The organism is Mesorhizobium sp. M0571, from assembly GCF_040320985.1.
Classification (GTDB): Bacteria; Pseudomonadota; Alphaproteobacteria; order Rhizobiales; family Rhizobiaceae; genus Mesorhizobium.
Map to the genome: position 1 here is coordinate 19,271 of NZ_JAMYQT010000032.1, position 24,713 is coordinate 43,983.

Sequence of the window (24,713 nt, forward strand, 5' to 3'; positions counted from 1 at the left end):
ATGGGGAAGCGCGGCTGCAAACCGTTCTTCCCAGTGTAGTTTCGCTGGGAATGGCGCAAAGGGGTATGTCTCATGCTCCATCATTTCTTGTCCGGCAGATCGACGCCCTACCGCAACACAGCCAAGCTTCGTAATCCAGACACTGTCGGCGCTGGCATTTCGCCTCACCCACAGGGAATTGCATATGTCCATCGAAAGTCTGGTCGCCATGAGCGTCGGTGCGCTGGTGAATGCCTATGCGACGGGCGAACTGTCGCCGGTCGAGGTCACCAGAACCGTCGTCGATCATTCGCAGGCGACCAACAAGGCGGTGAATGCCCTGTTCTGTTTCCGGCCGGAGCAGGCGCTCGCCGCCGCGCAAGCCTCCGAGGCGCGCTACCGGGCCGGCACACAAGCCGGCCCTCTCGATGGTGTTCCGGTAACCGTGAAGGACAGCGTCGCCATTGCCGGCTGGCCCTACAGGCACGGCATCGGCGCCAACCGCGACTTGCCGCCGTCTGACTATACGTCGCCGCCGGCGCTGGCGCTCATGGAAAGCGGAGCGCCAATCTTCGCCAAGACCACCATGCCCGATTGCGGCCTGATGGCTTCCGGCATCAGTTCGCTCCATGGCGTCACCCGCAATCCCTGGGGACTGGCCTGGAACACCGGCGGTTCCTCGAGCGGTGCCGGCGCTTCGGTCGCGGCCGGCATGGGCTTTCTATCGGTCGGTACCGACATAGCCGGGTCGGTGAGATTGCCGTCGTCCCAGTGCGGTCTCGCATCGCTGAAGCCGACCCATGGCCGGGTGCCGCACCTGCCTGCCGACACCATGCGCATGGCGGGTCCGATGGGACGGCGCGTCGAGGACATTGCCCGCATGCTGAGCGTGCTCGCGCGTCCCGACGAGCGCGATACCTGGAGCTTTCCCGGCGATGGCGCCCTGTATCATAATCACCTCGAGCGCGACCTCAGGGGTGTCAGGATCGGCGTCCTGACCGACATGGGCTTCGGGCTCAGGCCGGAACCCGCCGTGCGCGAGGCAGTGGAGGCTGCCGGCCGGCTGTTGGCGGGCGCAGGCGCCAATGTCGAACCGTTTGTGTCGCCGCTCGACCATGACGCCTATGCACCGATCGATCTTTTCCTCCAGGTGCGCGGTTTCGTCGAATATTGCGGCCTGCCACTGCACGGCGACGACGACATCGATCCCTATATCCGCGCGTGGGCATTGGCCGGCAGCAGCCATTCCGGCGCCGATCTCTACCGCGCCCTGGGCGAGATCGCAAAGATGAAGTCGGCGCTGCTCGCGGCATTCGAGGGTTGGGACTATGTCATCGCGCCGACCTTGCCGGTGGTGAATTTTCCGGCCGAGGAGCCGGGCGTTTCGCGCGAGATGCCGCTCGCCCATACGCACTTCACCGCCATGTTCAATCAGACCGGTCAACCCGCCTCTACCATCTGCACCGCCTTCGACGAACGGCACCTGCCGATCGGCGTCCAGGTTATCGGCCACCGCTATGACGATCTCGGCGTGCTGCAGATCAGCAAGGCTCTGGAAGACTTGCGCGATATTGTCATGGACTGGCCGCTCACGCCGCGGGCGTGAGGTTTCGCTCGAAATCGACACCATCCGAGATGCACCGTTTCGTCAGGCAAGCGCGAGTATTTGATGTCCCAGGAGCTTCACGATCTCATTGCCGCCTTTGCCCGCCATGGGGACAGCGGTGATGGCGGGGTCAAACGCCTGGCGGCGTCGTTGGAGGACCGCGCGGCACGCGATCTGCTGGTGACGGAAATCCGGCTTCGGGGGCTCACCCTCCACGTCGATGCAATCGGCAACATGTTCGGTGCGGCAGCGCTGGCGCCGGCCTCGCCAGAGGCGGTCATCGTCGGTTCTCACCTCGACAGCCAGCCCACGGGCGGACGCTATGACGGCGCCTATGGTGTCTTGGCGGGCCTACTGGCGGTCCAGGCGGTGGCCGCGCGCGCAGCGGACACACCGGGCGCGGCGCGGCGCAATCTGGTTCTCGCCAACTGGACCAATGAGGAGGGCGCCCGCTTCCAGCCGAGCCTTACCGGCAGCTCCGTCTATGCTGGCACCTTCCCGCTCGCCACGGCCCTCGGCCTCGCCGATGCCGACGGTACGACGCTCGGCGAGGCGCTTGCCGCCATCGGCTATCGCGGCGAGTCGGACCTGCCCTTCGATCCGGTGAGCTATCTGGAGCTGCATGTCGAACAGGGCATGAGGCTCGACGAGACTGGGACGGACATTGGTGTCGTCACCGGCGCCTGGGCCGCTCGGAAACTCTCGCTTGTCTTTCGTGGCGAGCCCTCCCACACCGGCCCGACGCCGATGGAGCGGCGGCGCGACGCACTGCGGGCGGCGGCGCGCGCCATCGATGTTCTCTACGATGAGGTCGAGGTGAGCGACACTGGCGCCCATGCTTCCGCCGCGCGCATCACGGCATCTCCCAATTCGCCGAATGTGGTGCCGTCCTGCGTCCAGGTCTGGTTCGAGTTCCGGCATGAGGAAGGGGCGGTGGCAATCGCCCTCGGCGACCGTTTTCTGACAAGGACAAAGGCAGCCATGCTGCCTCTCGGCGTCTCTTTCGAAGTCGCCGTGGACGAGCGGCGCGACGCAGCCATGCTCGATGCGGACGGTGTTGCGCTAGTGCTTGCCGCGGCGCGCGATCTCGGGCTTTCGGCGCTGGCAATGAAGACGGTTGCCGGACACGACGCGCTCGCCCTTCAGAAGCGTGTTCCGGCGTCGCTGATCTTCGTGCCGAGCCGTGAAGGGCTGAGCCACAGCCCGAAGGAGTTCACTGACGAGATCGCCCTCGACAAGGGGCTCGACCTGCTGACCGCGACGCTCTGGCGAATGGTCACCGCGGCCGGCTGAGCATTGATCTTTGTTTTTATGCATGTCGTTATCCCAAAACCGCTGCGCATTTTTGGGCAACAAGCATCAGGCCGCCACGGTGCGGCCGTCTTCCATCTCGTCGAGCAGATGGCACGCCGCGAACCTGCCGGCTTTGTGTTCGCGCAGGCGAGGCGTCTCCACCCGGCAGCGGCCAAAGACCTTCGGGCAGCGCGAAGCGAAACTGCAGCCGGGCGGAATATCGATCGGGCTCGGCGGCTCGCCTTCGAGGAGGTAGTCGTTGGGATCGAACGGTTTCTCCTCCAGCGTTGGAGCAGCCGACAGCAGCGCCTTGGTGTAGGGATGCTGCGGGTCGAAGAAAAGCTCGTGGTTGTCGGCGATCTCCACCATCTCTCCGAGGTACATCACCGCGATCCGAGTGCAGACCTTCCTCACCATGGCCAGGTCGTGGGAAATGAAGACATAGGTGAGGTCGTTCTTGTCCTGTAGGGCGGAAAACAACTCGATCAGCTTGGCCTGCTCGCCCTGGTCTAGAGCCGACAAGGTCTCGTCCAGAATGAGAAGTTTCGGCGACAGGATCAGGGCGCGAGCGATCGAAATGCGCTGGCGTTCGCCGGTCGAAAGCGCGTTTGGCAGTTCATCATACAGGCGTCCCGGCAGACCCACTTCCTGCATGGCGGCCATCACGCGCTCGCGAAGCCCCTTGCCACCCCGGATGCGCAGGCTTTCCTCGATCGTGCGGCCTACGGTCGTGCGCGGTGGCAAGGCGTTGTAGGGATCCTGCAGGATAAGTTGGAATTCGCCGCGCTTCTCGATGAGCTGCTGCGGGGTGAGCGTACGCAGCGAGACGCCGCCGAGAACGATCTGGCCATGGTCGGGTTCTTCCAGCCAAGCCAGCAGGCGGGTCAGTGTTGACTTGCCGCAACCGGATTCGCCGACAATGCCAAAATTCTCGCGCGGCATGATATCGAAACTGACGCCTCTGACCGCCAGGATGTTGCGGTAGGTGTTGAAGGTACCGCGCTTGCGTGCCCGGTAGCTACGGTGCGCATCCTGGATACGCATCAATGGCTCGTCCGTGGTGTTGCGCCGCGACATCGGCCGCTCGCTGGTCGACCAGATCCGCGGTACGCTCGCGATCGCGCGGCTCGTATAATCGCTGCGCGGTGCGCGGATGAGTTCGGCGAAGGCCTGCTCTTCGACAAGCCGGCCACGGTGCAGCACGGCAGTGCGCCCGCCGAACTGGCCGAGTGTCGCCAGCGAAGACGACAGATAGATCGTCGCCATCTTGTGACGCAGGCACAGGTCGTGCAGCAGCGCCACGATCTGGGCGGCAATCGTGACATCGAGCGGCTGCGTGACGTTGTCGGCGATCAGCACGGCCGGTTCGGCGCAGATGGCGTCGACGATCATCGCGCGCTGCATCATACCGCCTGAGAATTTGGACGGGTATTCCCAGTAGCGCTCCTTCGGCGAAGGAATACGGACTTCGGTGAGGAGCTGGATGACGCGATCGTGGCAATCCCTTGTCGTCCATTCGGGACGCACGCTGCGCAGCTTCTCGGCGATCTGAACGCCGACCGGTTGGGTCGGGTCGAGCGAACTCTGCGGCTTGGAGCCGATATAGGCGACGTCCCGGCCGATGCGCCATGTAGTTTTGGCCGAGCGGTCCAAAATGTCGCGACCGGCAAAGAAGACCGAGCCGCCGCGATAGGCAAGGCCCTCGGGCAACCAATGCGCGAGAGCGCGGCTGAGCACGGTCTTGCCGGCGCCGCTCTCGCCGTAGATGCCGAAAATCTCGGAGGAATGCAGTTTGAAACTCACGCCGTCGAGGACGTTCGCCGCGCCTGTCGGGGGACCAACAGTCAGGTCGCGCGCTTCCAGGATGAGCGATATGTCCACCGTCATGTCAGGCGCCTCCGTAAATCCTGTTACGGGCCTTTTCCAGCGTGGAGCCCATCAGATTGATGGCTGTCAGCGCCACCGCCAGGAAGACGCCGGGGCTCGTGGCGATCCACCAGGCGTTGATGAGATATTTGCGGCTGTCGGAAATGATCGAGCCGAAGCTCGGTGTCGGCGGCTGGATGCCGAGACCGAGAAAGCCCAGGATCGCCTCGAAGATCATCATGCGGGCGACGTCGAGCACGGCGACGAAGGCGATCGGCGGCAGGATGTTGGGCGCGGCATAGAGCAAGAGGATGCGCCAGTCCGTGGCACCAAGAACGCGCAAACCGCGCACATATTCCTTGCCGCGCTCGGTGATCGCCGCGCTGCGGGCGACGCGGGCGTATAGCGGCCAGCCCGACAGGGCCAGGACGATGATGATCGTAGGCACCGTCGGCCTCGAAACGCCGAGGATCGTGATGGCGAGGATGATCATTGGAACAGAGAGCTGGGCGTCGGTGATGCGCATGATGATCATCTCCCACCATTTGCCCTTGAAGCCGGCGAGCAGCCCGAGGCCGCAGCCGATCAGGAACACAAGCACCACCGTGACGATGCCGATCAGCAGTGAATAGCGCAGGCCGATGAGGCATCGCATCAGCATGTCGCGGCCGAGCTGGTCAGTGCCGAGCGGATGAATCCAGCTCCATTTCTCGCCCAGGAACAACGGCGGCAAGAACTTGTCCTTGACAACCATTTTGGTGGCGCTGATCGAGGAGAGCTCGGGATAGATTATCGAAACCAGCAACAGTGTGACGAAGACGAAGAAACCGACGCGGAAACTTCGCGTGCCCCAGGCTGCGGCAAGGATACGACGATTAACGGACATGGTCCGGGTGGGCTCAGGGACGGCGACATCGGTGGAGATCACGGTCACGCTCAGATCTCCACACGCGGATCGATCAGGTAGGCCACCAGGTCGACGAGAATGTTGATGAAGACGAAGACCGCACTTGTGGTGATGGCGATGCCCTGGATGACCGGGAAATCACGACCCAGCACCGAGACGACGGTGAGATTGCCGAGCCCCGGGTAGTCGAAAATGTACTCAATCACGAGGACGCCACCGATCAGCGTGGAGAGCTGGATGCCGAGCAGGTTGATCAGCGGAACGGCGGCATTGCGCAGCGCGTGCGAATAGATGATGCGCCGCCGCGACAGGCCGCGTACGCGCGCCTCGTCGATGAATGGCGCCTGCATCACCTCGCCGAGCGAGGTGGTGAGCGTGCGAATGATGAAGGGCGAGATCTCCACTGCCAGAACGAAGGCCGGCAGCAACACGTAGCTGAAACCCTTGTAGCCAAGTGCTGGAAGCAGATTGAGCTTCACCGACAGGAACAGGATCAGGATGATCGCCAGCCAGAAGTTCGGAATGGAAACGAACAGCGACTGCACGCCGAAGGCGAGGGTGTTCTGCCAGCCATGCTGGTGCAGGCCGCCGGCAAGGCCGATCGGGAAGGACATGATCAGCGCAAACAGCAGCGCCATGCCGCCGAGCTGGAGCGTGAGCGGCAGTCGCTCGACGATGAGATCGGCGACGGGCGCCATCTCCGACTTGGTCGGGTCGACATATTGACCGCCGGCCGCGACGCCGCCGCTAACCGGCCTGATGTAGGACTGGCCGAGGTCGCCATGCGCGAGACCCGCCATATAGTGGGCGTATTGCACGATGATCGGATCGCGCAAGCCCATCTTGTTGGCCACCTCCTCGACAACATTGTCGGGTGCCATGCCGCCGACGATGAGGCGTACGGGATCTCCGGGCACGACCCGCAGCAGCGTGAAGATGATCAGCGAGGTGAGGACGACGATGAGGATGCCCTGGGCGATCCGCTTGGCCAGAAATTCGAGGATCAACACGGGGCGACCATCCTGTTGGCGTGCCGAAAATGGAGGCCGGCGCCGTTGGCACCGGCCCCGGTCCGCCGCGGCTCAGGCAAGGGTCGCCTTGCTCATGTCCTGCATACCGTTCGGATAGATGTAGAGACCATCGAGTTTCTTGTTGTAGGCGTGAATGAAGACGGAGGTGAACAAGGCATAGGCCGGCACCTTGCGAGCGATGGTGGGAAGCGTCTCCTGCTGCAGGATCGTCTTGCGCTCTTCGATCGAGGTGGCGTTGCGCTCCTTGTCCAGTACCGCATCGATTTCCGGATCCACGATGCCGGTGATGCGCTTGGACGAGGAGTGGAAGTGTGTTCGGATCACGAGGTCCGGCTCCGGCGAACCGGTGCACCAGCCGCAATCGATCATGTGACCTTCGCCGCCGCCGGGCTTGTCGTAGAGGAGGTTGCCCCAGGCGGCCACTTCGAGCGTCTGCAGGTTCACCTTGAAGCCCTGTTCCTGCAGCATGCCGGTGATCAGCTCGGCATATTCCTTGGTCTTCGGATAGAAACCGACCGACGTATAGTAGGTCAGTTCCGGCAAACCTTCGCCATTGGGGAATCCGGCCTCGGCCAGCAGTGACTGCGCCTTTTCAGGGTCGAATTCCGGGTAGTCCGGCACCTCGACATAGCCGAACTTGACCGGCGAGATATGGGCCTTGGAAAACGTGCCCGATACGCCGAGCACTTCGAGCACCTGCGACCGGTCGATGGAGTGGCAGGCTGCAAGGCGGACGCGCGGATCGTCGAACGGCTTCTTGGAGCAGCGGAAGAACAGATACTTGTTTTCCACTGACACCGCCTTGTGAACGGCGAAGCGGTCGTCCTTGGCGATGGTGTCGACCTGTTCCTGTTCAAGACGTTCGATGATGTCGGCTTCTCCGTTGAGCAGCGAAAGCGTGCGCGTCGTGGTGTCGCCGACGAAATGATATTCGAGGCCGGGGATCTTCGGCGCGCCGAGGAAGAAGTCGGCGTTGGCGGCTAGAATGGTCGTGTCGCCCTTCTGGTCGACATATTTGAAAGGGCCGGTGCCATTCATCCGCGCCGAGAGTTGGGCTTTGTTGGCGATGTCCTTGGCCGCCATGATCGGCAGGAAGGACGACAGATAGTAGTACAGGGCGGCCGGATAGCCATGTTCCTTGGTGTTGATGCGGCAGGTCAGGTCATCGACGATGTCGACGGTGACCGGGCCTGGATACCATTGCGCCGGGCGGTCTGGCTGCGAGCCATACTCATAGGTTGCCTTGACGTCGGCGGAGGTGAACGGCGTGCCGTCATGAAACTTGATGCCCGAACGCAATTTGACCTCAAGCGTGTTGGTGTCCAAGGGCGTAAGGGATTCGGCGAGTTCGAACACCAGCTCGCCGGGGTTCTCCGGCTTCATTGGGGCGCGGGTCAGATAGCCGAAGACGAATCCTTCGACGATGAGCTGTCCGAGATTGGTGTGGGTGGTCGGATCCCAGTTGCCGGTCAGGGCTTCCGCACCGAGGAAACGCAAATTGCGCTCCTCGGCCGCGAAGGCTGAACTTCTCAGGAAATCCGGATTCACGCGGCCGAAACCGAAGGCGCCGGCTCCGGTCAGCGCCCCAAGCATGATATCTCTGCGATTGATCATTTGTTGTTCCCCTGAACGTGCGTGAATTTTCTTTTTGAACGCGGCAGGGATCCGATCGTGTGGATTACCTGGTTGCCGGTTCATTCCACCACTTTCCGGGTGGGATCGGAAAACTCTAGACCAGATGCAGTTCCGGCCTGATACCTGCCGCTCCACGATTCCGTTGCTGACGCTTTTCGCTGCACGCTTCTTGGGCAGGCAAGACGACATTGCTCGGATGCGGACTCCACGCTCAGCACAGGAATTCCGGATCGCTGGCGATGGTCCATCCGCGTGCTCTTCACTTATGTTGGCGTCGCAGAAACCGTCGGGCCCTGCAGTTGAAGGTCCTGGATATTGGCGTGCCCGCCGACCGACTGAACGCCCATATGATGCTGCCACGCTCCATGCCAAAGGACACGACCATAAGCGGCATCATTTCCGACCTCGATGGGGTCGTCTATCGCGGTGACAATCCCATTGCTGACGCAGTGCAGGCATTTCGGGCCTGGCACAGCAACGGCGTGCCCTATGTTTTCGTGACCAACAGTACGACCAAATCCTCGGCCGAGTTCGCCACGAAGCTCTGTCGCATGGGCGTGCCGGTTACGGAGGGTCAGGTCTTCGGCGCCATCGCGGCGACGGTGAGCCTGATGCGCCGGCGCTGGCCGAGCGGCGCAACCGTGTTCGCGATCGGCGAAAGGCCGCTCTTCGAGGCGTTGGAGGTTGGTGGCTTCCGGCGCGCCGGCGAGGATGCCGAGATCGTCGTCCTCAGTTTTGACTATGCACTGACCTATGCGAAACTGCGGACTGCCGTGCGCGCAGCGCTTGGCGGGGCAGCGGTGGTCGTCACCAATCCCGATATACTCACACCGGCGGAAGATGGCTATGAGCCCTGCGTCGGCACGCTGATGGCCGCGATGACGGCTGCTGTGCCGGGATGCGCCCCGATCGTGGTCGGCAAGCCGGAGCCATTCATGATCGAAGAGGCGCTTGCCTTTATCGGCACGCCGAGGTCGCAGACCATCATGATTGGCGACCAGGTCGCTACCGACATCCTCGCCGGCCAGCGCGCGGGGCTGCGCTCGGTGCTGGTCACGACAGGCGTGCCTGCCCAATCCGTGCCAGGCGTCGCGCCGGATCGCGTGGTCGCGAGCCTCCTCGACATCTAGTCAAGATTGCCCAGGGAAAAACCGGTTGGTTGCAGCTTCCTTGGTTGCGGTTCCCAGCTATCTACTTAGCAGAGAGGTCGGCCGAAGTGCTCGCAGATGACGTGCGCGCCTGTCCTTCAATTTGACTGACTTGCCCGCTCTTCCGCTTCCTTCCTGGTTCAGTTTGGACGGCATGTTTGTTGGCGCAGGGCACATACGATGGCGGGAGCTTACGAAAAGATATGGGAAGACTTCTGGTTTTGGCCCGCGAAAAGGACAATAAAATCATTATTCCTGGCACATCCTCCGCCCACCAAAGTACTATTTATCAATGACTTATAGGGCGGCTCGCCACGAGGTCCACCATTGGTTCGTCAATTAGCGGTTTGCATGCGACCAGCCGAATGACGCGGTCCATCCCCTGCATGGCCAAACGCGTCTGCGATGTCTCGTGGGAATAGAGTCTGGCGTGTCGATATCGTCATCGCCAAGGACATCCATCAGCTGCCTCCGCTTCGGCCAATACACGCCGAGCGACTTTCTGAAGCGTCGGGCACTTCGTCAATCCGGCGAGAGCACACCAGTGCGTAGTTATTATGGAGCGAAACAACCGAATGAGTTATCCGGACAGGCTGGTCAGGGCCGCGATCACTAACTCTATCGATAGCCGCCGGAGACGGGAATGTTCGCGCCGGTCGCATAGCTCGCCTTCCGACTTAAGAGGAACGACACGACATCCGCGATCTCGGATGCATCCGCTGCTCGACGAAGCGGAATGCCCTGCAACGACGCCAGATAGTCCGGTTCGCCGAGCAGCGCCCTGGCCATAGGACCTTCAACGGTTCCCGGGCACACCGAATTGACACGTATCCCCCGAGGCCCAAGATCGTCCGCGAGATGGCGCACGAGCCCGCTCAGAGCCCATTTGCTCACGCTATAGTGAGGCCCGCCAACAGGACTGTGGTCGAATGCGGCAGTCGACGACACAATGACAATGCTGGCGTTCTCGGCAAGCCGCTCCAGCGAGGCATGGATGATCGTGTATATGCTGTTTAGATTCATATCCAGCATGTGTCGCCACGCGACAGGAGGCACCCGATCAACTGGCCCCGGCTCCAGCATGCCATGGGCGAACACCAACCCGTCGAGGCTGGGGGTGATCGACCCAATCGCCTGGCCAAGATCGTCGTCACTGGCAAAGTTGGCCACGAGATCGATCATCGGCCCCGGCTGATGTCCAAGGGTGATCACTTCGGCCCCTGAGCCGCTAAGCTCCGCATGCACGGCGGTGCCGATGGTGCCGTCGGCGCCGGTAAGCAGGATGCGTGGTCTGTCCATCTTGGTTTCCTCAGAGGAGATCGTTCTTCGCCAGTCGTTCACCGACCATTACCAGCCGCAGATGCTTAGGCGCGCCAAGGATCCGGATATCCCTGAGAGGGTCGCCGTCGATTATGATGAGATCGGAGCGGTAACCGACCGCAATGCGGCCGATATCGTGCTCCCTTTGGAGAAGGGCCGCGTTCGTGCGGGTCGCGGAGCGGATGACCGCAGCCGGCGAAAGCACCTCTGTCCGGAGGGCGAATTCGAGCCCTTGATCTTCCTGGCTATCGCCGTCGAGGTCGGTGCCGAAGCCAATCGCAGCGCCTTATGATTCAATAGCTTAAAGGTAGACTGGTAGCGGGAGAGCGCTACCGCCTTTCCCCACACTCATCAGCCTGCCAATTCAAGCTGCGTTGCTGCGGGTGAGCAGAGTCCGCTTACCGGCGCGCCATATGAAGCACTATCGCAAGGAAAATCGGCGGATCGGGCGGGCGTAGCCGAGTTCGCGGTTCTCAAGTTGCAGCGCTTCGAGTGCTGTAGAGAAGGCCAGCATCGTGAAAGGCCAATGCCGCTGGTGCCGCCCATTGTCCCACCCAGTCCCGCAGTAATGCCGCTGGCGCCGCCGACGCTCCCCAGCCATCGGAGAACGGCAGGTTTCATAATCAGCACGGAACACACGAGGCTTCCTTGTGGCCCGCCTCGTCACTTCGAAGGCAGTTGATGGTAGCGGCCATTGAATAGCCGGCTCTCAATGCGGGAGACATGATCGATGATTGTATGTTCATAGAGCTTGCGGGAAATTTTAAGGTTTAAAGGCAGCGGCCAGTCCAAGCCAAGTAGATCAATCATGGTCTGAGCATTAGTCGCCATTTTCGACATTCCCGTTCCGCCTTCGCCGAAACGCGCTACACTGTTTTGTGCCAACTGCACGATCTGCCCGTTGTTCGAGGCATTGACGGCGCGAGTGCAGGGCCAAGCGCAAACCACGTCCTCAAATCGCAGCCCCATCTCAGGCGTGATCGTCCTCAGGAGGCTTGCTAAGGCGCTGATGCCGTAGCTTCGGCTGTAGACCGGGAGCCCGATCACGCCGCCGCAAGTTACCTTGATCAGTACATGCGTTTTGGTTCTGCCGATCTCAACGAAATGCGTTTGCTTCATTCCCGTGAACGGAATGTTCTGCGCCTTCACGGGGTCGATGATTCGGAACAGGACCTGTGCGGAGAGACCGGCTGCAATGGTCTGGTATGGAACTGGTAAGCCGATCTTCATACGGTCCAAGGTCCTGTTCGCCAGCCCCGGAGCGTCGCCGTACTGGAACGTAGCCGTCGGCCCTAGGGAAAGCGCCAAATGGTCGACAGGCAGACAACGCTGTTCGCCAGTCGCAAGTGATTCAATTACGACTGCAACGGCTCTGGTCGTGTCGCCTGTTTTTTCCAGATAGATCTGGCGGATGGCGTGCCTATGGATATATTCCGCGCCGCGGCGCTCAAGGATTTCGCGGCAGACGGCATCGAATCCATGACGAATGCAGGCATTCTCGGGAAACAGATCCGCCGCCACGATCTTCTCAAGGATGCCGGCGCCATAGAGGCGCGTGAGGTCTTCGGCAGATAGCCCTTGAGGACGAAGCCCCACCTTCCTCTCCAGGTCGGTATTGTCTTTCAGCGAATGCCTGAAGTGAGACGGGGTGAAGTAAAGGAAGACGGCCCTTCGGATTTCGTTCGGAAGCCGGAACGAACAGTCGAGGCTCTGTTCGAGATAAGTCAGGATCTCGCTAGACGCCTTAGAGGCAAGCCGGCTCTTGACGTGATCGTTCTGGAGCCCAAGCATTGCCTTGAGTGTTTGCCAGCGCCCATGGAGCTCATTCCCAAGATAGATCGGTATATCGCGAGCAGCGATCGCGCGGGGCCAGAGATCGACTTTCTTGTACTCAACGTCGAGCGCGACTGCCGGATCACGCTCGCCGACGAGGGCCCGCTTCACAGCCGAGAAAAGAATGCCGAGACCTGTGTTGTCCTGCTCGGCATTGAGAGCATTGGCATGGTTGATGTGTTCGTAACTTGCCGAACCGCTCTCGTTGGACTGTTCGGCGCCGTCCAGCACGAATTTCACCTCGTAGCGTTGGGATCCGCCATCCGCGACCAACGACGCGATTATAGCGCCGATCTTCGCGGCCGGTCCGCCGGCAAATACGACGACCGGCCTCTGCCGGCTTAATGCGCGCTCCTGCCGGTGCCCTGCGACCGCTTGCTGGTGTTCGGCCGGAGCATCCTGGATACGTCGGAGCGTGACTCTGTTGTCGCCGCGCGTCCGCACATTTCTCGTCCGGTAGTGCTCGCCATACGGACTCTCGGATTCAAGATGGGGACACCGGGCGATTAGGCTACGGTAGAAGTCGACGACCTCGCTACGGCGGTTGATCCAGACGCCCTTTCCCGACTGGTATGGACCTTCGAGGAGGTAGTCGAGGAATGCCGTACCAGAGCCCGTCTCCCGCGTCATGGCGCTACGAAGGTCATCGATCGTATCAAGCACACGGACTGGGACCAAATTACGGAACTGAGCTTTTCTCCCGCAGGTGAGCTCCAATCTGCTTTGACTGCCTGGTTCATTGACGCGCGCCAAAACAAGATCGCCAACGACGGGCTGTATGGGTCCGGTGGCAAGTGTGCGCATGTGATATGCCGCGACCCAGCGGGTAGCGAATTCACGTTTAGCTCTCTTCTGGTGCCCGCGAATTCTTGAAGAAGACATGATATCCGCCCAATTGCACTTTAACGGGAACTTCCAATTCTTTGTTTATTGCTCGTTCTTTTATTCACGAAGGGCGCGACCCATAGCGGCGTAGACAGGAGCGCTGAGATACTCCCATGCTGACCTCGCTCCAGTTTCGATCATGACCTGCGTGCTCATCCCAGCTTGCAATGCTACAGGCGCTGCTTTCAAAGACTCCGGTCTCAGAACAATTCGAACTGAATAGAAAGCTTGACCGGTCCGAGGATCAATTAGTCGGTCAGCTGAAAGAGTGCGAACGTCACCGCTCATCGGTTGCTGGTAACGTTTGCTCACAGCGCTCAGCCAAACCGTCGCGTGCAGCCCTACTTTCACCTGATCGACGTCGAGGGGGTCAACGTTTGCCACAACAACGAAGTTGTCTTCTTGAGGGACGATGTCCATTAGCGGCTCTCCGGCCGCTACGACCCCTCCATTCGTGTGGACCTTAAGTCCCACTATGGTGCCTCCGATAGGAGCGCGTATCTCGGTACGCGTCGCCACGTCATCAGCAGCCGCCATTCGCTGCTCGTATTCGTATATTTTGGCGCGTGTTTCTCCTAGTGCCTCGACGATATCGGCCGTCGTCGAGGCGCTAAGTTCGGCGATCTTGAATTTCGTCTCCTCCATCTTTTGCTGGGTCGCGCCGATCGATGCTACATACCCGCTTAGGGCACCTCCCACGTCTGCCTTTTCTCTTTCCAAATCTACCAGGCGTGTCCTGACCACCAACTTCCTTTCATACAGGCTGCGGACATCACCTAATTGCTCCTCGATTAGCGCGAGTTTTCGAGTAGCCGCTACGACTTGCCCTTCAAAACCCTCTATCTCCTTCGCCATGCTTCCGGTTGCTTGCTGCAGCAGGGAGAGCTGCTCTCTGAAGAGGTTTTGACGTGTCCGAAAGACACTCTCCTGCCCGGAAACAGCATCCGCTGCCAATTTGCCGGACGCTTTCAATTCAGGCGGAATTTCGATCGTGTCCTTTCCATCTCTTTCCGCGACCAAGCGCGCTTCGGTAGCCTTCGCCTCGTACCACTGCGCCTTGATTTCATTTGCAGCGGCCGTCGAAGCGGTGTTTTGCAATCGTATCAACACCTGGCCTGGGGACACGCGATCTCCTTCTTGAGCCAATATCTCTGATATGATGCCGCCTTCGAGGTGCTGAACTGTCTTGACGTTTGACGCGACATTCACCACCCCGGTGGCCAAGACCGCACCCTGGATAGGTGCCGCGACAAGCCACATGCCGGTCAGGGTCGAGAAGGCAGCGACTATCGCGAAACCAGAGATCACTAAACGCCTACCAAACGGCGGCGGATCTTCGGCTTGCTGGGTGCCGGGGTGTTTGGTGCCAAGGGCGAGCGAAGCTATCACTTAACGCTCCGCAATTCAGTTTTCCCTAAGCGAACGGGACGAACGGAACCTTCGGTGAGCTCGGGCGATCGACTTCCCAGGATCAGCGACCTGTCAACTAGTCCGGCAAGGCGGTTGGTCTGTCCGGACATGGTCACAATTACCGAGCTTCCCGCATCCTTCATAAGCCTAACCGCCGACTCAAGGGCCTTCTTCGAGGCAGGGTCCAAATTGGCGAATGGCTCGTCCAAGACAATAAGTCTCGGCGCGCGAAAAAGCGCGCGGGCAAGGGCTACTCGCTTCCGTTCACTCCCGGACAGGCCGACCGAGTCGTTAAGCAAAGTGTCATAGCCCTGGCCCAGACGAACGATAATTTCGTGTATTCCGGCTATTTTTGCTGCGGAAACCACGTCATCGATAGAACTTTGTTGAAACCGTGCAATATTTTCCGCGACGGTTCCCTCAAACAGTTCAACGTGCTGAGGTAAATAGCCAATGCCTCCAGCTCTAACATTATCCGGAAGCCTGGTTATGTCCATGTCTCCCAAGCGGATCTGACCGGTGCGGGGCTTGAGCAAACCAATGAGAAGACGAGAAAGCGTCGTCTTGCCGGTGGCTGCACGTCCTATGACCAGCAGCAATTCCCCAGGAGCCAGAGAAAGCGACAGTTTCCTAAATACGTCTGCTCGCGATCCAGCATGCCTGAATGTAACTTGATCGAGAACTAACGAGCCGTGCGGCGTTCCAGGAAGCAGAGACGGCTCTACGTCCAACGGTTTGGCAAGCTCCGCCTTAATCTTAGAGTATCCCTCCCGCGCTTCCCTAAGGCTTCTGAGCTCCCGAACTGCCTTTTCCACCATTCTGTAAGCAAATCTGGCAATGAGCCGGGCTGCAAATACGCCTCCGAGGGACGCCGAATCGTTCAGGAACAGCCAGATGCCCGATGCCAATAGAACTATGTAAACGCAACGGTTCAGCGCCCGGATCGCTGCATCAAGGCTCGATCCTCTGGCATTAAGCCGCTCCCGCTGCAAAAAGCCATCTACTCTGTTCCTACCCCAGCGACCGGCGATCGCGTCGGCCATTGCGAAGGCGCCGACTACGTCTTTGTGCCTTTCCGCTGAGATCAATACCTCTTTCGCCTGCTTGGCAGCTTCACGTTCAGCTTGGCGGGGCTCTTGTGTGATCTTTTCTTTGAGCAGGCTCATACCTGTCAGCAAAGCCATGCCTGCCAACGCGATCAGGCCGAGAACAGGATGGATCAAGTATACACATAACAGGAAAACGGGAGCCCAGACCACGTCCAGCCAAGCAGCTAGCCCTCGCTCAACAAAGCTGGAGACTTTCTCGATGCTGGTCAGAAGCGGCGGATTGGGGACGCCTGCCGTCAATCCGGCTTTCACGGACTGGCTGGTCAAGTGGTGCTCGATCCAAACGCTCCAGCGGGAAAGCATACGGTGACGAATGGCTTCCAGCACGACGCCGGTTACCAGAGCGAGCAAGGCGGCCAAGGTCAGAATAATAAGGGTTTCCACGCTGCGGCTGGAAATGACCCGGTCGAATATTTGTATAAAATAAAGCGGCCCAGCAAATCGGAGCGCATTGATACAGACACCAAAACCCACAACCGCAGCAAGGCCAGGTATCGACCTTCGCCACATTTCGCTGAGCGGGGCGCTGTACCGCCGCCTACCTCGTGTTCTCACCAAGGACACCGTCTTTCACGCCCGCCCAAGCGGGGCATGCTGGTCGCCGCCCTCGTTGAAAATTCCCGAGAAATTCATGATCATCCCATCCAAATCGTCATGAGGGCTCAAAGCAGGTCCTGCAAGAACATTTTGCTGATGCCGATTTGCTCCCAAAAGGCGTTCATCGTGATCAACTGCCTCGAACATCGACCAAGCTCCGCTCACGAGATTGTACATTTGGGTGGCGGACAGAGGAGGGCACCCGAGGGCCTGGACCAGGCTGCCCAGAGATGACTTGAGGGCTCCACGGGTTTTTGCCAACACTGCCGCTTCTATCATCTCAGCGGGCGCCTGGATCGACATAAACGCGGGGTTCGAGCCTTGCGATAGCACCTCGGGCAAAGTGACCAAGACGCTCCCAAAGGGACTGGGCCATGTCGCCCTGCTGTCGCTGGCAGGCCTTCCGTGGCCAGGTGTTTCTCCCAACTCTGCCAGAATCAGTTCGTGCGCGAGCTTGCCCAAAAAATCAACTCGCAGCTGGGAAGAATGGGCTCGACCCTGGCCGATTGCCATAGTTGGATTTGAGGAGTCAGCTATGCGCCGAAGGTATGGATTATTGCTCTGTCCGTTAGCTAGTTTTTCAGAAGCGCGGGCCCGTAGAACGGGGCTGAGTGCCCCATCCTGGAGCTCCCATGGGGAATAGACATGCAGACCAGTGGCTTCTTCAGCCTCCCTCACACCGAGCGGCGAGCGCCCGATCCTGCCGCTAATTGCAAGTACCTTGTGGCCAGCAGCGCGGAGGGTATCAACTCCATACTTTGCTCCCATCGCGTCATAGGAAGCGAAAATCGCGCCAAGAGCTATGCTACGCAATGATTCAGCCAGAATTAGTTCAGAAGTTTCCTTCTGCTGCAGCCCATCGGCAATCTCAATAACAGCGACGTCACATCCATTTTCAGCGGCATGGTTCAGTAGGCGGAAAGCACCCTTCTCAATCAAATCTACCGGGGCTAAATACGTCGTTGCAAATCCTGCATCTGTGAAATCAAGAACGATGTCGGCTCCGGCATCCCGCACAATCCAAGTGTCGCCACCCGAGCCAGTTCCTGTGATTTTCAGTGCGGCGACCTTCAGTCCCGCCTTTTTGAATCCTCTGACCAATGACGTCGCCGTCAATGTCTTGCCGGCGTTCATTGAGGTCCCAAGCGACAGAACAATCGGCAGTGAAGGGGGTAAATCGTCTGAGCTGACCTTGTAATCCCACACGTTTAGCCGGCGGCCGAACTTGTCGCCAATCAGGCCGAGAGGGGTGATCTTGGTTGGCGCCAGCATGCGAGCATGCCTGGAAAGCTCACATGCCGCGATGCCTCCCCCCGCTACTAAGTCGCACGGCCCCAGATCGGGGCCTATTACGGCCTCGAACTGGTCAGGAGCGTACCTGTTTCCATAACAGAGGATTATCTCATCTCCGGGAAACATGATCGCTTTTCGGCCGCAGATGAGCTCCAGTCTGCTGTGATTGCCGAGTTCATCAACGCGCGCCAAAACAAGATCGCCAGCGACGGGCTGTAGGGGCCCGGTGACGAGTGTCCGCATGTGAGATGCCGCGACTCGGCGGGTAGCGAATGAGCGTTTAGCTCTCTTCAGGCGCCCGCGTTTAATTCTTGAAACAGACATGATACTCGCCCCACTTATACTCAGGTGGCATTTACAAGTCTTTTTCTATTCGACCTTTATTCAATTTACGCTTTTTACGCTTTTTTTCTTCCTCTCTGCTCGTGATTTTATCGGCACGGCTATTGAACACCATAACGTCTGGATCCCCGCCATTCGAACGCACGACGACACAACCCTCGATGGCACATACCATCCAGCTGCAATGTCCGGATCAGGCTGGCGGGAAATCTCACCGGCCTTTTAAGAGAACAAGAATTCGACTTCCGGATGCTGCGGCCGTGACAATGGCATTCAGGGGCGTTCAGGCCGAGAAGGGGGGATCAGAAGAAAGCAGTCATTCAATGTGGTGGAATGGGCCACGTCCTCGCACCTTCACATTGGTCTTGCGGAAGCCTCTCATGCCGATCGGTGGGCGGCCGGTTTTCGAGATGCTTTTGAAGTGGCTGCAACGCAACGGTATTCAGGAAGTCTACATCACGACCGGTGGGACACGGTCGAAAAGCAGGCGGAGCGTGAACATCAGGGGGTCAAAAGTGGGGTTATGGTCAGCCTATCTGAAGAGTTGGGAAAAATTGAGATTGTCAGGTTTAAGGTGCTGTCGGGACTTAATGTGCATAGCACGAACACGGTGGTCAAATTAACCCTGAATATCGGGCAGCTAGCGGTTTCTTGCATCTCCGATTTTACTGCGCTGGCTCGCTCAGCGCTGTCCGAAATGTTTCCCGGTTGTGCACAAGACGCTTTGGTCCCTCGCTACATTGCCGATGCAATCCTGTCCGCTGATCTTGAGCTTCGCCGCGCGATGAATTTCTATTCGTTTTCGCCGACGGCGTCGCTAGTAGGCGACCCGTCCGAAAGCCATCTTGCAATCGTTTGGGAGTCGGATGACCCGCAGATGTCGCGCGCGGCTGCTTCGGCTGTCGTTGAGGCGATTGGTGAGGCGGCGCGAGGCGAGGACGGGGCACCGAAATACGCTCAGACTCGGGAGCTAAACCTGGAAAGGGCGAAGAGACGGCGTCTTTCAAATTCGACCGCTGTGCTTGTAGCTGCAGCTAAGAGAAATCGCATCCCGTTCGAGTTCATTGCCCGTAACCACCTTCGCCTTGGCCAAGGCAAGCACCAGAAGCAGCTGTTCTCAACGATATCGGGTTCTACATCGTTTGCGTCGGCGAAGGTGGCCTTGGACAAAAGGCTGGGCAACAGACTTTTGGCGCAAGCGGGGATCCCAGTACCCCGTCAAATTACCGTTCGCACCAAACCTGAGGCCGTCGCTGCCGCTAAACAGCTGGGTAAGACCGTCGTGGTGAAACCGGCTCAGGGAAATCAGGGGCGGGGAGTTTCGGTTAAACTGCGGGGACGCCGTGCAGTTGAGGCTGCATTCGATATAGCGCACGACGTCACTCAGTCAGAGCGGTATGGCGTCTTGGTTGAGCAGTTCATCGCCGGCCCGGAATTTCGAGCGACAGTCGTTGACTATCACCTCGTGGCGGCGGTCATGTGTTGCCCCCCCCAAGTCGTTGGCGACGGTGAAAAAACGATACTTGACCTGATTCATGATTTGAATCGAGAACCGGACAGAGACGGGAGACGTCTTTCTCCTGTAGAAATCGACGATGAGTTGCTACGGCACCTAGCCTTGCATCGTCATACGCCGGAGTCCGTCCCAATTTCCGGGCAGCCTTTGGTTCTCCGACCTACCGGTCACCTCGCCCGTGGAGGCATCCCGGTCGATGTTACAAGCTCCGTTCATCCAGATAACAAGCAACTGTGCGAGCGCATCGTCAGAGTCATCGGCCTTAGCATTGCCGGGATAGATCTCATCATGCCCGACATTGCAAGATCTTACAAAGAGGTCGGGTGTACTGTCATCGAGGTAAATGCACGGCCGGGGATCGAGTTTCATCTTTGGCCGCGAGCGGGGATCTCGAGAGATGTGAGTGAGGTAATCCTGGCCAATATGTACAATGAGCCGGGCTCATCGGAAATCGCCACCGTACTCGTCATTGGCGATCGACACACTGGTATGGTGGCAACAGCAATCGATCACCGGTTCCAAGCCGAAGGGCGAAGAGTTGGTCTCTTGTCGAAAAGAGGCGCTTACATCAACACTGTACCCCAGGAATTTGGCCGGCGGACAACCCCGCAAATGCTGGCCAGAGACCCGTTCCTGGAAGCTCTGGTTTATGCAGCCTCTCCGGACAGACTTTGGGCGAGCGGTCTTTGTCTGGGTGCTTGCCGCGCGGTCTCGATGACTCGAACGGATGCAGATAATGGTACAGTTCTCGAAGATCTCACTCAGCGGGTGTTGCAGCGCGGCAACCAGGGTTATTTCATTGTTAACAGCGAAGATGAATGGTCCCGCCGTTCGCTGTCGACCTTGCCGACTACACGACTAATATTGGTAAGTTCCGAGCCTGATATTGATACCGACCTACGTCGGCACCTGCACAGTGGTGGTTTGGTTCTAACTTTGAGATGGAGCACTGACGGATCGGGCGCCAAAATAGCGCTTGTGTCGAGATCTGGTGAGCTAGCTGCGGAACCTGTCACATCTATGTCTCAGTCGCGGCCACCGCAAATAAGGGCTGCCATGCACGCAATGGCAATGTCGTATTTGGCAAAAAAGGATGGCTGGTTCGATGAAGTGGCCCCATTTCCTTCGGTTCGGCCCGAGACGAACGACGTTCGATAGCAGTGATGAGTTTATCGATTCTGCTGAAGCAAAGGAGAGTAAAGTTATGGATACTGTTTCGCCAACTGCCACACCGATTGTTTCGCTAAATGATGCGGCGACACTCGTTGCTTTGACCTTGAAACGCACCACAAACAAAGCGGGACAGCCGCGAACCCGTGCAAGAATGTCGTACAAGACATTCAGGCGCCTAACTGGACGGCGTGTCGGCAGGGCAGCGTTCGTGAGAGGCTTCACGGAGGAATTATTGAAGCTAGGCTGGCTGATGGTCCGTATGCCATCGGCTTACGGCTTCGTGCGCGCCGCCTCCCTCGACAAGTGGCATCTCATAAAATCGAATATGGTCGCGGAAGAACTTAAGGTGATTAAGGAGGGATCTGCAGCGAAGGCATTGGAGAGCGCTCGGCAAGAGCTCGCTGCATCGGGTGAGGATAACAGTTCAGCAGGCGGCCTCAGTAAGGCAGCTCGAATAAACGGAGAGAAGAAAAAGCCGGTCGCAAGCATCTGATAGATGTGCTTCCTCAGGAGATTGATTTTGTGTAGCCCCAAAAAGGGGCGGGCGAATTGAGGCCAAAAGGCTCCAGGAAGCTGGGCTGCAGATGCGGATCCAGCTTCCCACCATGGAGGGAAATGCGGCCCCAGAGCATGTTAAAGGACAATCTCCGCGCCCCGTAGAGAGTTGGCCTGCAACCGACGGCATGTCCTTTCGGACTCAATTTCAGCACCGTCGGCGAAAGGTTTGGAGGCTTGCAGAGCGCAAGACTTGTGAATTCTTGCGTCTCAGCATTCGCAGAAGAAACAGTAGCTTTGGGGAAAAAGATGGCGACTGGATCTGTTTACGTCTGGGAGCGTTGCGATTCAGATTTTACTGGCGGCCGGGTGCATTCAACCGAGGTCGAACTGCCTTATCTTTACCAGAACACAGAGAGGCAAGGCCTGCGTGGGCGGTACGTGGACGTAATTGGTCATCCAGCCGCGGAAGTTAACTGGCCCACGGGTGAGATGGGCGAAGCACTGCCCGACAAGCAAGGTAACTATGTCTTCAAGCCTTTTGGCGGCGGCATTCTTGGTGAACAGGAAGGTTGTGAGACTGCGGCACGCTTCGGCCAGGTCAACGTCTACTACCACGTCTCCTTGATGGCTCATCGAGTGAACGAAGTGCTTCGTTCACTCGGCGAGGGCCCCTTGCCGAAGGTCAGGGCGATCGTCAATGCGCACCAGCCGAAACAAGGGGGAGTTAACGGGAACCTGCTTAGGTTGGTGCCGGTCAAAGGGACCAAATACCGATATCCAGCAAGAATCGAAAATCTCGATGATTTTTCGATCCCCCTCTGTGGGGAATTGCTGTTTGGCCCGGGGCGTGCAGTCACGGCGGAAGGGTGGCTTCCACGAATTTCAGGCGGTGCTTATCTGTGCGACCCCTCGCACAATGCCAGCTTCATATATCAGGCATTCGGACTTCACGTGGTGCGCCATACCGCTGACATCCAAGCCGACAGGCTGCATGCACCGCGCGCCAGTTTCAGCAGGCCCGGCCCACTTGAGTACGCCTTGAGCACATACTTTGCGGCCTCGATGCTCTCGACTCCCTACCTATGGTGCTGGCACCTCCGTCATGATGCCGAGTTCGTACCATCGGATACTCTTGCCAATGACTCACGTATGGACGATGCCGACATGCCGCCGCAGGAGGCGCTGGTCGCGCAAATCATAGCGGCGACAATGTGGGACCTGCACAAGGCTTTTCCGGGAGACGAACTTACTTGCATTTCGTTAGTTGTAGCTGCCCTTTTGGCGCTGGGACGACTTTCTGATAGCCCGTATGCTCCTTCCGGAATTCGAACGCGCGCCCTCAGGTCATTTCCGGAGAACTTCGCCTCGTGTTTGCTTCATGCAGACCGAACGAGATTCAGCAGCCGGTACGAAACACTGATCCGAAGCGTTTTTGAGAAACGTGGGATCGGCTTTAGTTCTTCAGCGGTTGAGACATTGTTGGCACCCTCCGTTCAGCCACCCCTCTACCGCCTCAGTGAGTCGGAAGAAGTCCGGCGCCATGTTGAAAATATTCGCGAGAAGTTTTCAGAGGTCATAATTCCGGATGACATCGATCTCATCGACCCGGACCAACTTGAACAGTTCCTCTCTTCGTCCGCCAGCGCTCCGTACCATTTGGCGGCGGTCGGAGATGTGATGACCGGGATGCGGATGCGTCATCGTATCCGCAGGTTTGGCCCAGACTATGCCTTCGCCTGGATCAGGCCGATCTTTAGACGCTGCGCTTTGATAACGGGAAACCTTGAGGGGCCGTTCTCCACCATCTCAGAGAAAGCAGGTACCACTCGGAACTACTCATACAAAGTCGATCCCAAGTCAGCCTCTGTCTTACGTCGTGCAGGCTTCGCTGCCATGACTGTCGCGAATAACCACATTCAAGACTGCGGTCGGGGTGGCGTGGTTGAGACGCTAGCCACGTTAGAGCGACAGTATATCCAACCGTACGGTGGTGGTAGGAACCAGAGCTCTGCTTACCACCCCGCGATTTTTGATGGCGCAGATATCCGTATCGGACTTCTCGGATATTACTGGAACCGTCGAACAGCGGCTCGTGGCGAACTTCCAGGCTCCGCACAAGATGTGCCCGAATTCGTCGAGCGTGACCTGGCCCAGCTTCGTCCACTGGTCGATCGGATCGCCGTGATGGTACATTGGGGTTTGCCATACCAGCGCCAACCTACCGAGCAAGATCGCATGAAAGCACGGCTATTTATCGACCTGGGTGCGGACGCAGTCATCGGCCATCATCCCCACATCCTTCAGCCGATCGAGATTTATAATGGTCGGCCGATATTATACAGTGTCGGCAATTTTGCTTTTGGGTCCGGAAACAGCAAAGGGGAGTCCATTCTGCCTTGCTTCCACTTTGGTGCGAAGCAGATCTGTTTAGATATTTTTCCAGTTTACGTTCAAAACAGAGACCCGCGCCTCGATTACCAACCAAAGATAATGGGAGGGGCAGCCGGTCGCGCGACAATCGATCGGTTGCTGGCGTTGTCGCCTGGACTCGCCGATGTTGTCGTAGCCGTTCAAGACAGATGCCTTAAATTGGCCATCCCTGCACTGGCGTGAGGCTCCGAAGCTTATGCGTTGCCGTACGCGGATTTGCACTGGGTTCCTCGATCGCAATGGCGGCGCGAGCGATACGTGCCGACAAAACGAGGAGCCGATACCCTGTCACTCAGGACGCTGAGGTGCCGCGGAGGCGTCGCTTGCGAACGTTGCGAGGACCAGACTTGGAGAAACGAACTCTTTACTGCTCAGCCGGTTTTGATTTGTTTAGCTGCCGCTAATGGGATATGTCATCCCTGCGGGATCGTCCATGGGAGCGACAGGTGCGATTTCTAATCCGTCTGTTAGCGGCAGTCGTCTTAGGCTGTAGTCTGACGTATTCAGGCCAAGTACTTGCCTGGAAGGTTGGAAAAGGTACGACCTCAGCAACTATTAACGGCATAAAGTTGACGGTATACACCTATCATCCGAAGAACTGTGCCAATCCGTCGATCCTGTTCGTGTTCCATGGACTAAGCCGAACGGCCGAATCCTACCGAGACTACGCGCAGCCTCTTGCGGATCGAAATTGCCTGATCGTTATGGCGCCGCTTTTCGACCTGGAAAGGTTCCCAGGCTGGAGCTATCAGCGGGGAGGCATTGTCAACTCGGGCACAATTCAACCTCGGGACAGGTGGACTGTCTGGTACGTGAAGGGCTTGGTAAACTGGGCGAGGGCC

16 protein-coding genes are annotated in these 24,713 nt (G+C 58.7%); 6 read left to right on the top strand and 10 right to left on the bottom strand.

The window, feature by feature from the left end:
* Window positions 1-184: 184 nt before the first annotated feature.
* Both NKI85_RS27530 and NKI85_RS27535 read left to right on the top strand, forming a co-directional pair.
* Window positions 185-1,585, top strand: coding sequence for an amidase (locus tag NKI85_RS27530; protein ID WP_352779115.1), 1,401 nt, complete (start codon window positions 185-187; stop codon window positions 1,583-1,585).
* A gap of 63 nt (window positions 1,586-1,648) precedes the next feature.
* Window positions 1,649-2,878, top strand: a complete 1,230-nt coding sequence (locus NKI85_RS27535; RefSeq protein ID WP_352779118.1) for an allantoate amidohydrolase — start codon at window positions 1,649-1,651, stop codon at window positions 2,876-2,878.
* Between the two features lie 66 nt (window positions 2,879-2,944).
* On the opposite strand, the gene NKI85_RS27540 is transcribed toward NKI85_RS27535, so the two are convergent.
* The 4 genes from NKI85_RS27540 to NKI85_RS27555 all read right to left on the bottom strand — a co-directional run bounded on the left by NKI85_RS27540 (window position 2,945) and on the right by NKI85_RS27555 (window position 8,296).
* A complete protein-coding gene (locus NKI85_RS27540) occupies window positions 2,945-4,765 on the bottom strand; it encodes an ABC transporter ATP-binding protein (protein ID WP_352779121.1) in 1,821 nt (606 codons plus the stop codon).
* A gap of 1 nt (window position 4,766) precedes the next feature.
* Entirely contained in the window at window positions 4,767-5,630 is an 864-nt protein-coding gene (locus NKI85_RS27545; RefSeq protein WP_352527309.1) for an ABC transporter permease, read from the bottom strand.
* Window positions 5,631-5,680: 50 nt separating this feature from the next.
* Window positions 5,681-6,661, bottom strand: a complete 981-nt coding sequence (locus NKI85_RS27550) for an ABC transporter permease (protein WP_352527297.1) — start codon at window positions 6,659-6,661, stop codon at window positions 5,681-5,683.
* A 72-nt stretch (window positions 6,662-6,733) separates the two neighbouring features.
* Window positions 6,734-8,296 (bottom strand): ABC transporter substrate-binding protein, encoded by a 1,563-nt coding sequence (locus NKI85_RS27555; protein WP_352527298.1) that lies wholly within the window; start codon window positions 8,294-8,296, stop codon window positions 6,734-6,736.
* 341 nt (window positions 8,297-8,637) lie between these two features.
* On the opposite strand from NKI85_RS27555, the gene NKI85_RS27560 reads away from it, so the two are divergent.
* Window positions 8,638-9,447, top strand: a complete 810-nt coding sequence (locus NKI85_RS27560) for an HAD-IIA family hydrolase (RefSeq protein WP_352779123.1) — start codon at window positions 8,638-8,640, stop codon at window positions 9,445-9,447.
* Window positions 9,448-10,083: 636 nt separating this feature from the next.
* Here NKI85_RS27560 and NKI85_RS27565 read toward each other — a convergent pair.
* The 6 genes from NKI85_RS27565 to NKI85_RS27590 form a co-directional block, all read right to left on the bottom strand.
* Complete coding sequence (locus tag NKI85_RS27565) at window positions 10,084-10,806, bottom strand: SDR family NAD(P)-dependent oxidoreductase (RefSeq protein WP_352779125.1); 723 nt, start codon at window positions 10,804-10,806, stop codon at window positions 10,084-10,086.
* The gene (locus NKI85_RS27570) at window positions 10,775-11,062 is read right to left on the bottom strand and encodes an amidohydrolase family protein (protein WP_352779144.1); all 288 of its coding nucleotides are present in this window, start codon (window positions 11,060-11,062) and stop codon (window positions 10,775-10,777) included. The genes NKI85_RS27565 and NKI85_RS27570 overlap by 32 nt, the downstream gene beginning before the upstream one ends.
* Before the next feature lie 386 nt (window positions 11,063-11,448).
* Window positions 11,449-13,500: a hypothetical protein gene (locus NKI85_RS27575; RefSeq protein ID WP_352531572.1), complete on the bottom strand. Its 2,052-nt coding sequence runs from the start codon at window positions 13,498-13,500 to the stop codon at window positions 11,449-11,451.
* A gap of 60 nt (window positions 13,501-13,560) precedes the next feature.
* On the bottom strand, window positions 13,561-14,892 hold the full coding sequence (locus NKI85_RS27580; protein WP_352531570.1) for an HlyD family type I secretion periplasmic adaptor subunit: 1,332 nt from the start codon (window positions 14,890-14,892) through the stop codon (window positions 13,561-13,563).
* Complete coding sequence (locus tag NKI85_RS27585; RefSeq protein WP_352531568.1) at window positions 14,889-16,496, bottom strand: ATP-binding cassette domain-containing protein; 1,608 nt, start codon at window positions 16,494-16,496, stop codon at window positions 14,889-14,891. The genes NKI85_RS27580 and NKI85_RS27585 overlap by 4 nt, the downstream gene beginning before the upstream one ends.
* 96 nt (window positions 16,497-16,592) lie before the next feature.
* Entirely contained in the window at window positions 16,593-17,891 is a 1,299-nt protein-coding gene (locus tag NKI85_RS27590; protein ID WP_352779129.1) for a hypothetical protein, read from the bottom strand.
* Window positions 17,892-18,579: 688 nt separating this feature from the next.
* On the opposite strand from NKI85_RS27590, the gene NKI85_RS27595 reads away from it, so the two are divergent.
* The 3 genes from NKI85_RS27595 to NKI85_RS27605 all read left to right on the top strand — a co-directional run bounded on the left by NKI85_RS27595 (window position 18,580) and on the right by NKI85_RS27605 (window position 24,054).
* Complete coding sequence (locus NKI85_RS27595) at window positions 18,580-20,928, top strand: ATP-grasp domain-containing protein (protein WP_352779132.1); 2,349 nt, start codon at window positions 18,580-18,582, stop codon at window positions 20,926-20,928.
* A 46-nt stretch (window positions 20,929-20,974) separates the two neighbouring features.
* A complete protein-coding gene (locus NKI85_RS27600) occupies window positions 20,975-21,436 on the top strand; it encodes a hypothetical protein (RefSeq protein WP_352531562.1) in 462 nt (153 codons plus the stop codon).
* Window positions 21,437-21,747: 311 nt separating this feature from the next.
* Window positions 21,748-24,054, top strand: a complete 2,307-nt coding sequence (locus NKI85_RS27605) for a CapA family protein (RefSeq protein ID WP_352779135.1) — start codon at window positions 21,748-21,750, stop codon at window positions 24,052-24,054.
* Window positions 24,055-24,713 lie beyond the last annotated feature (659 nt).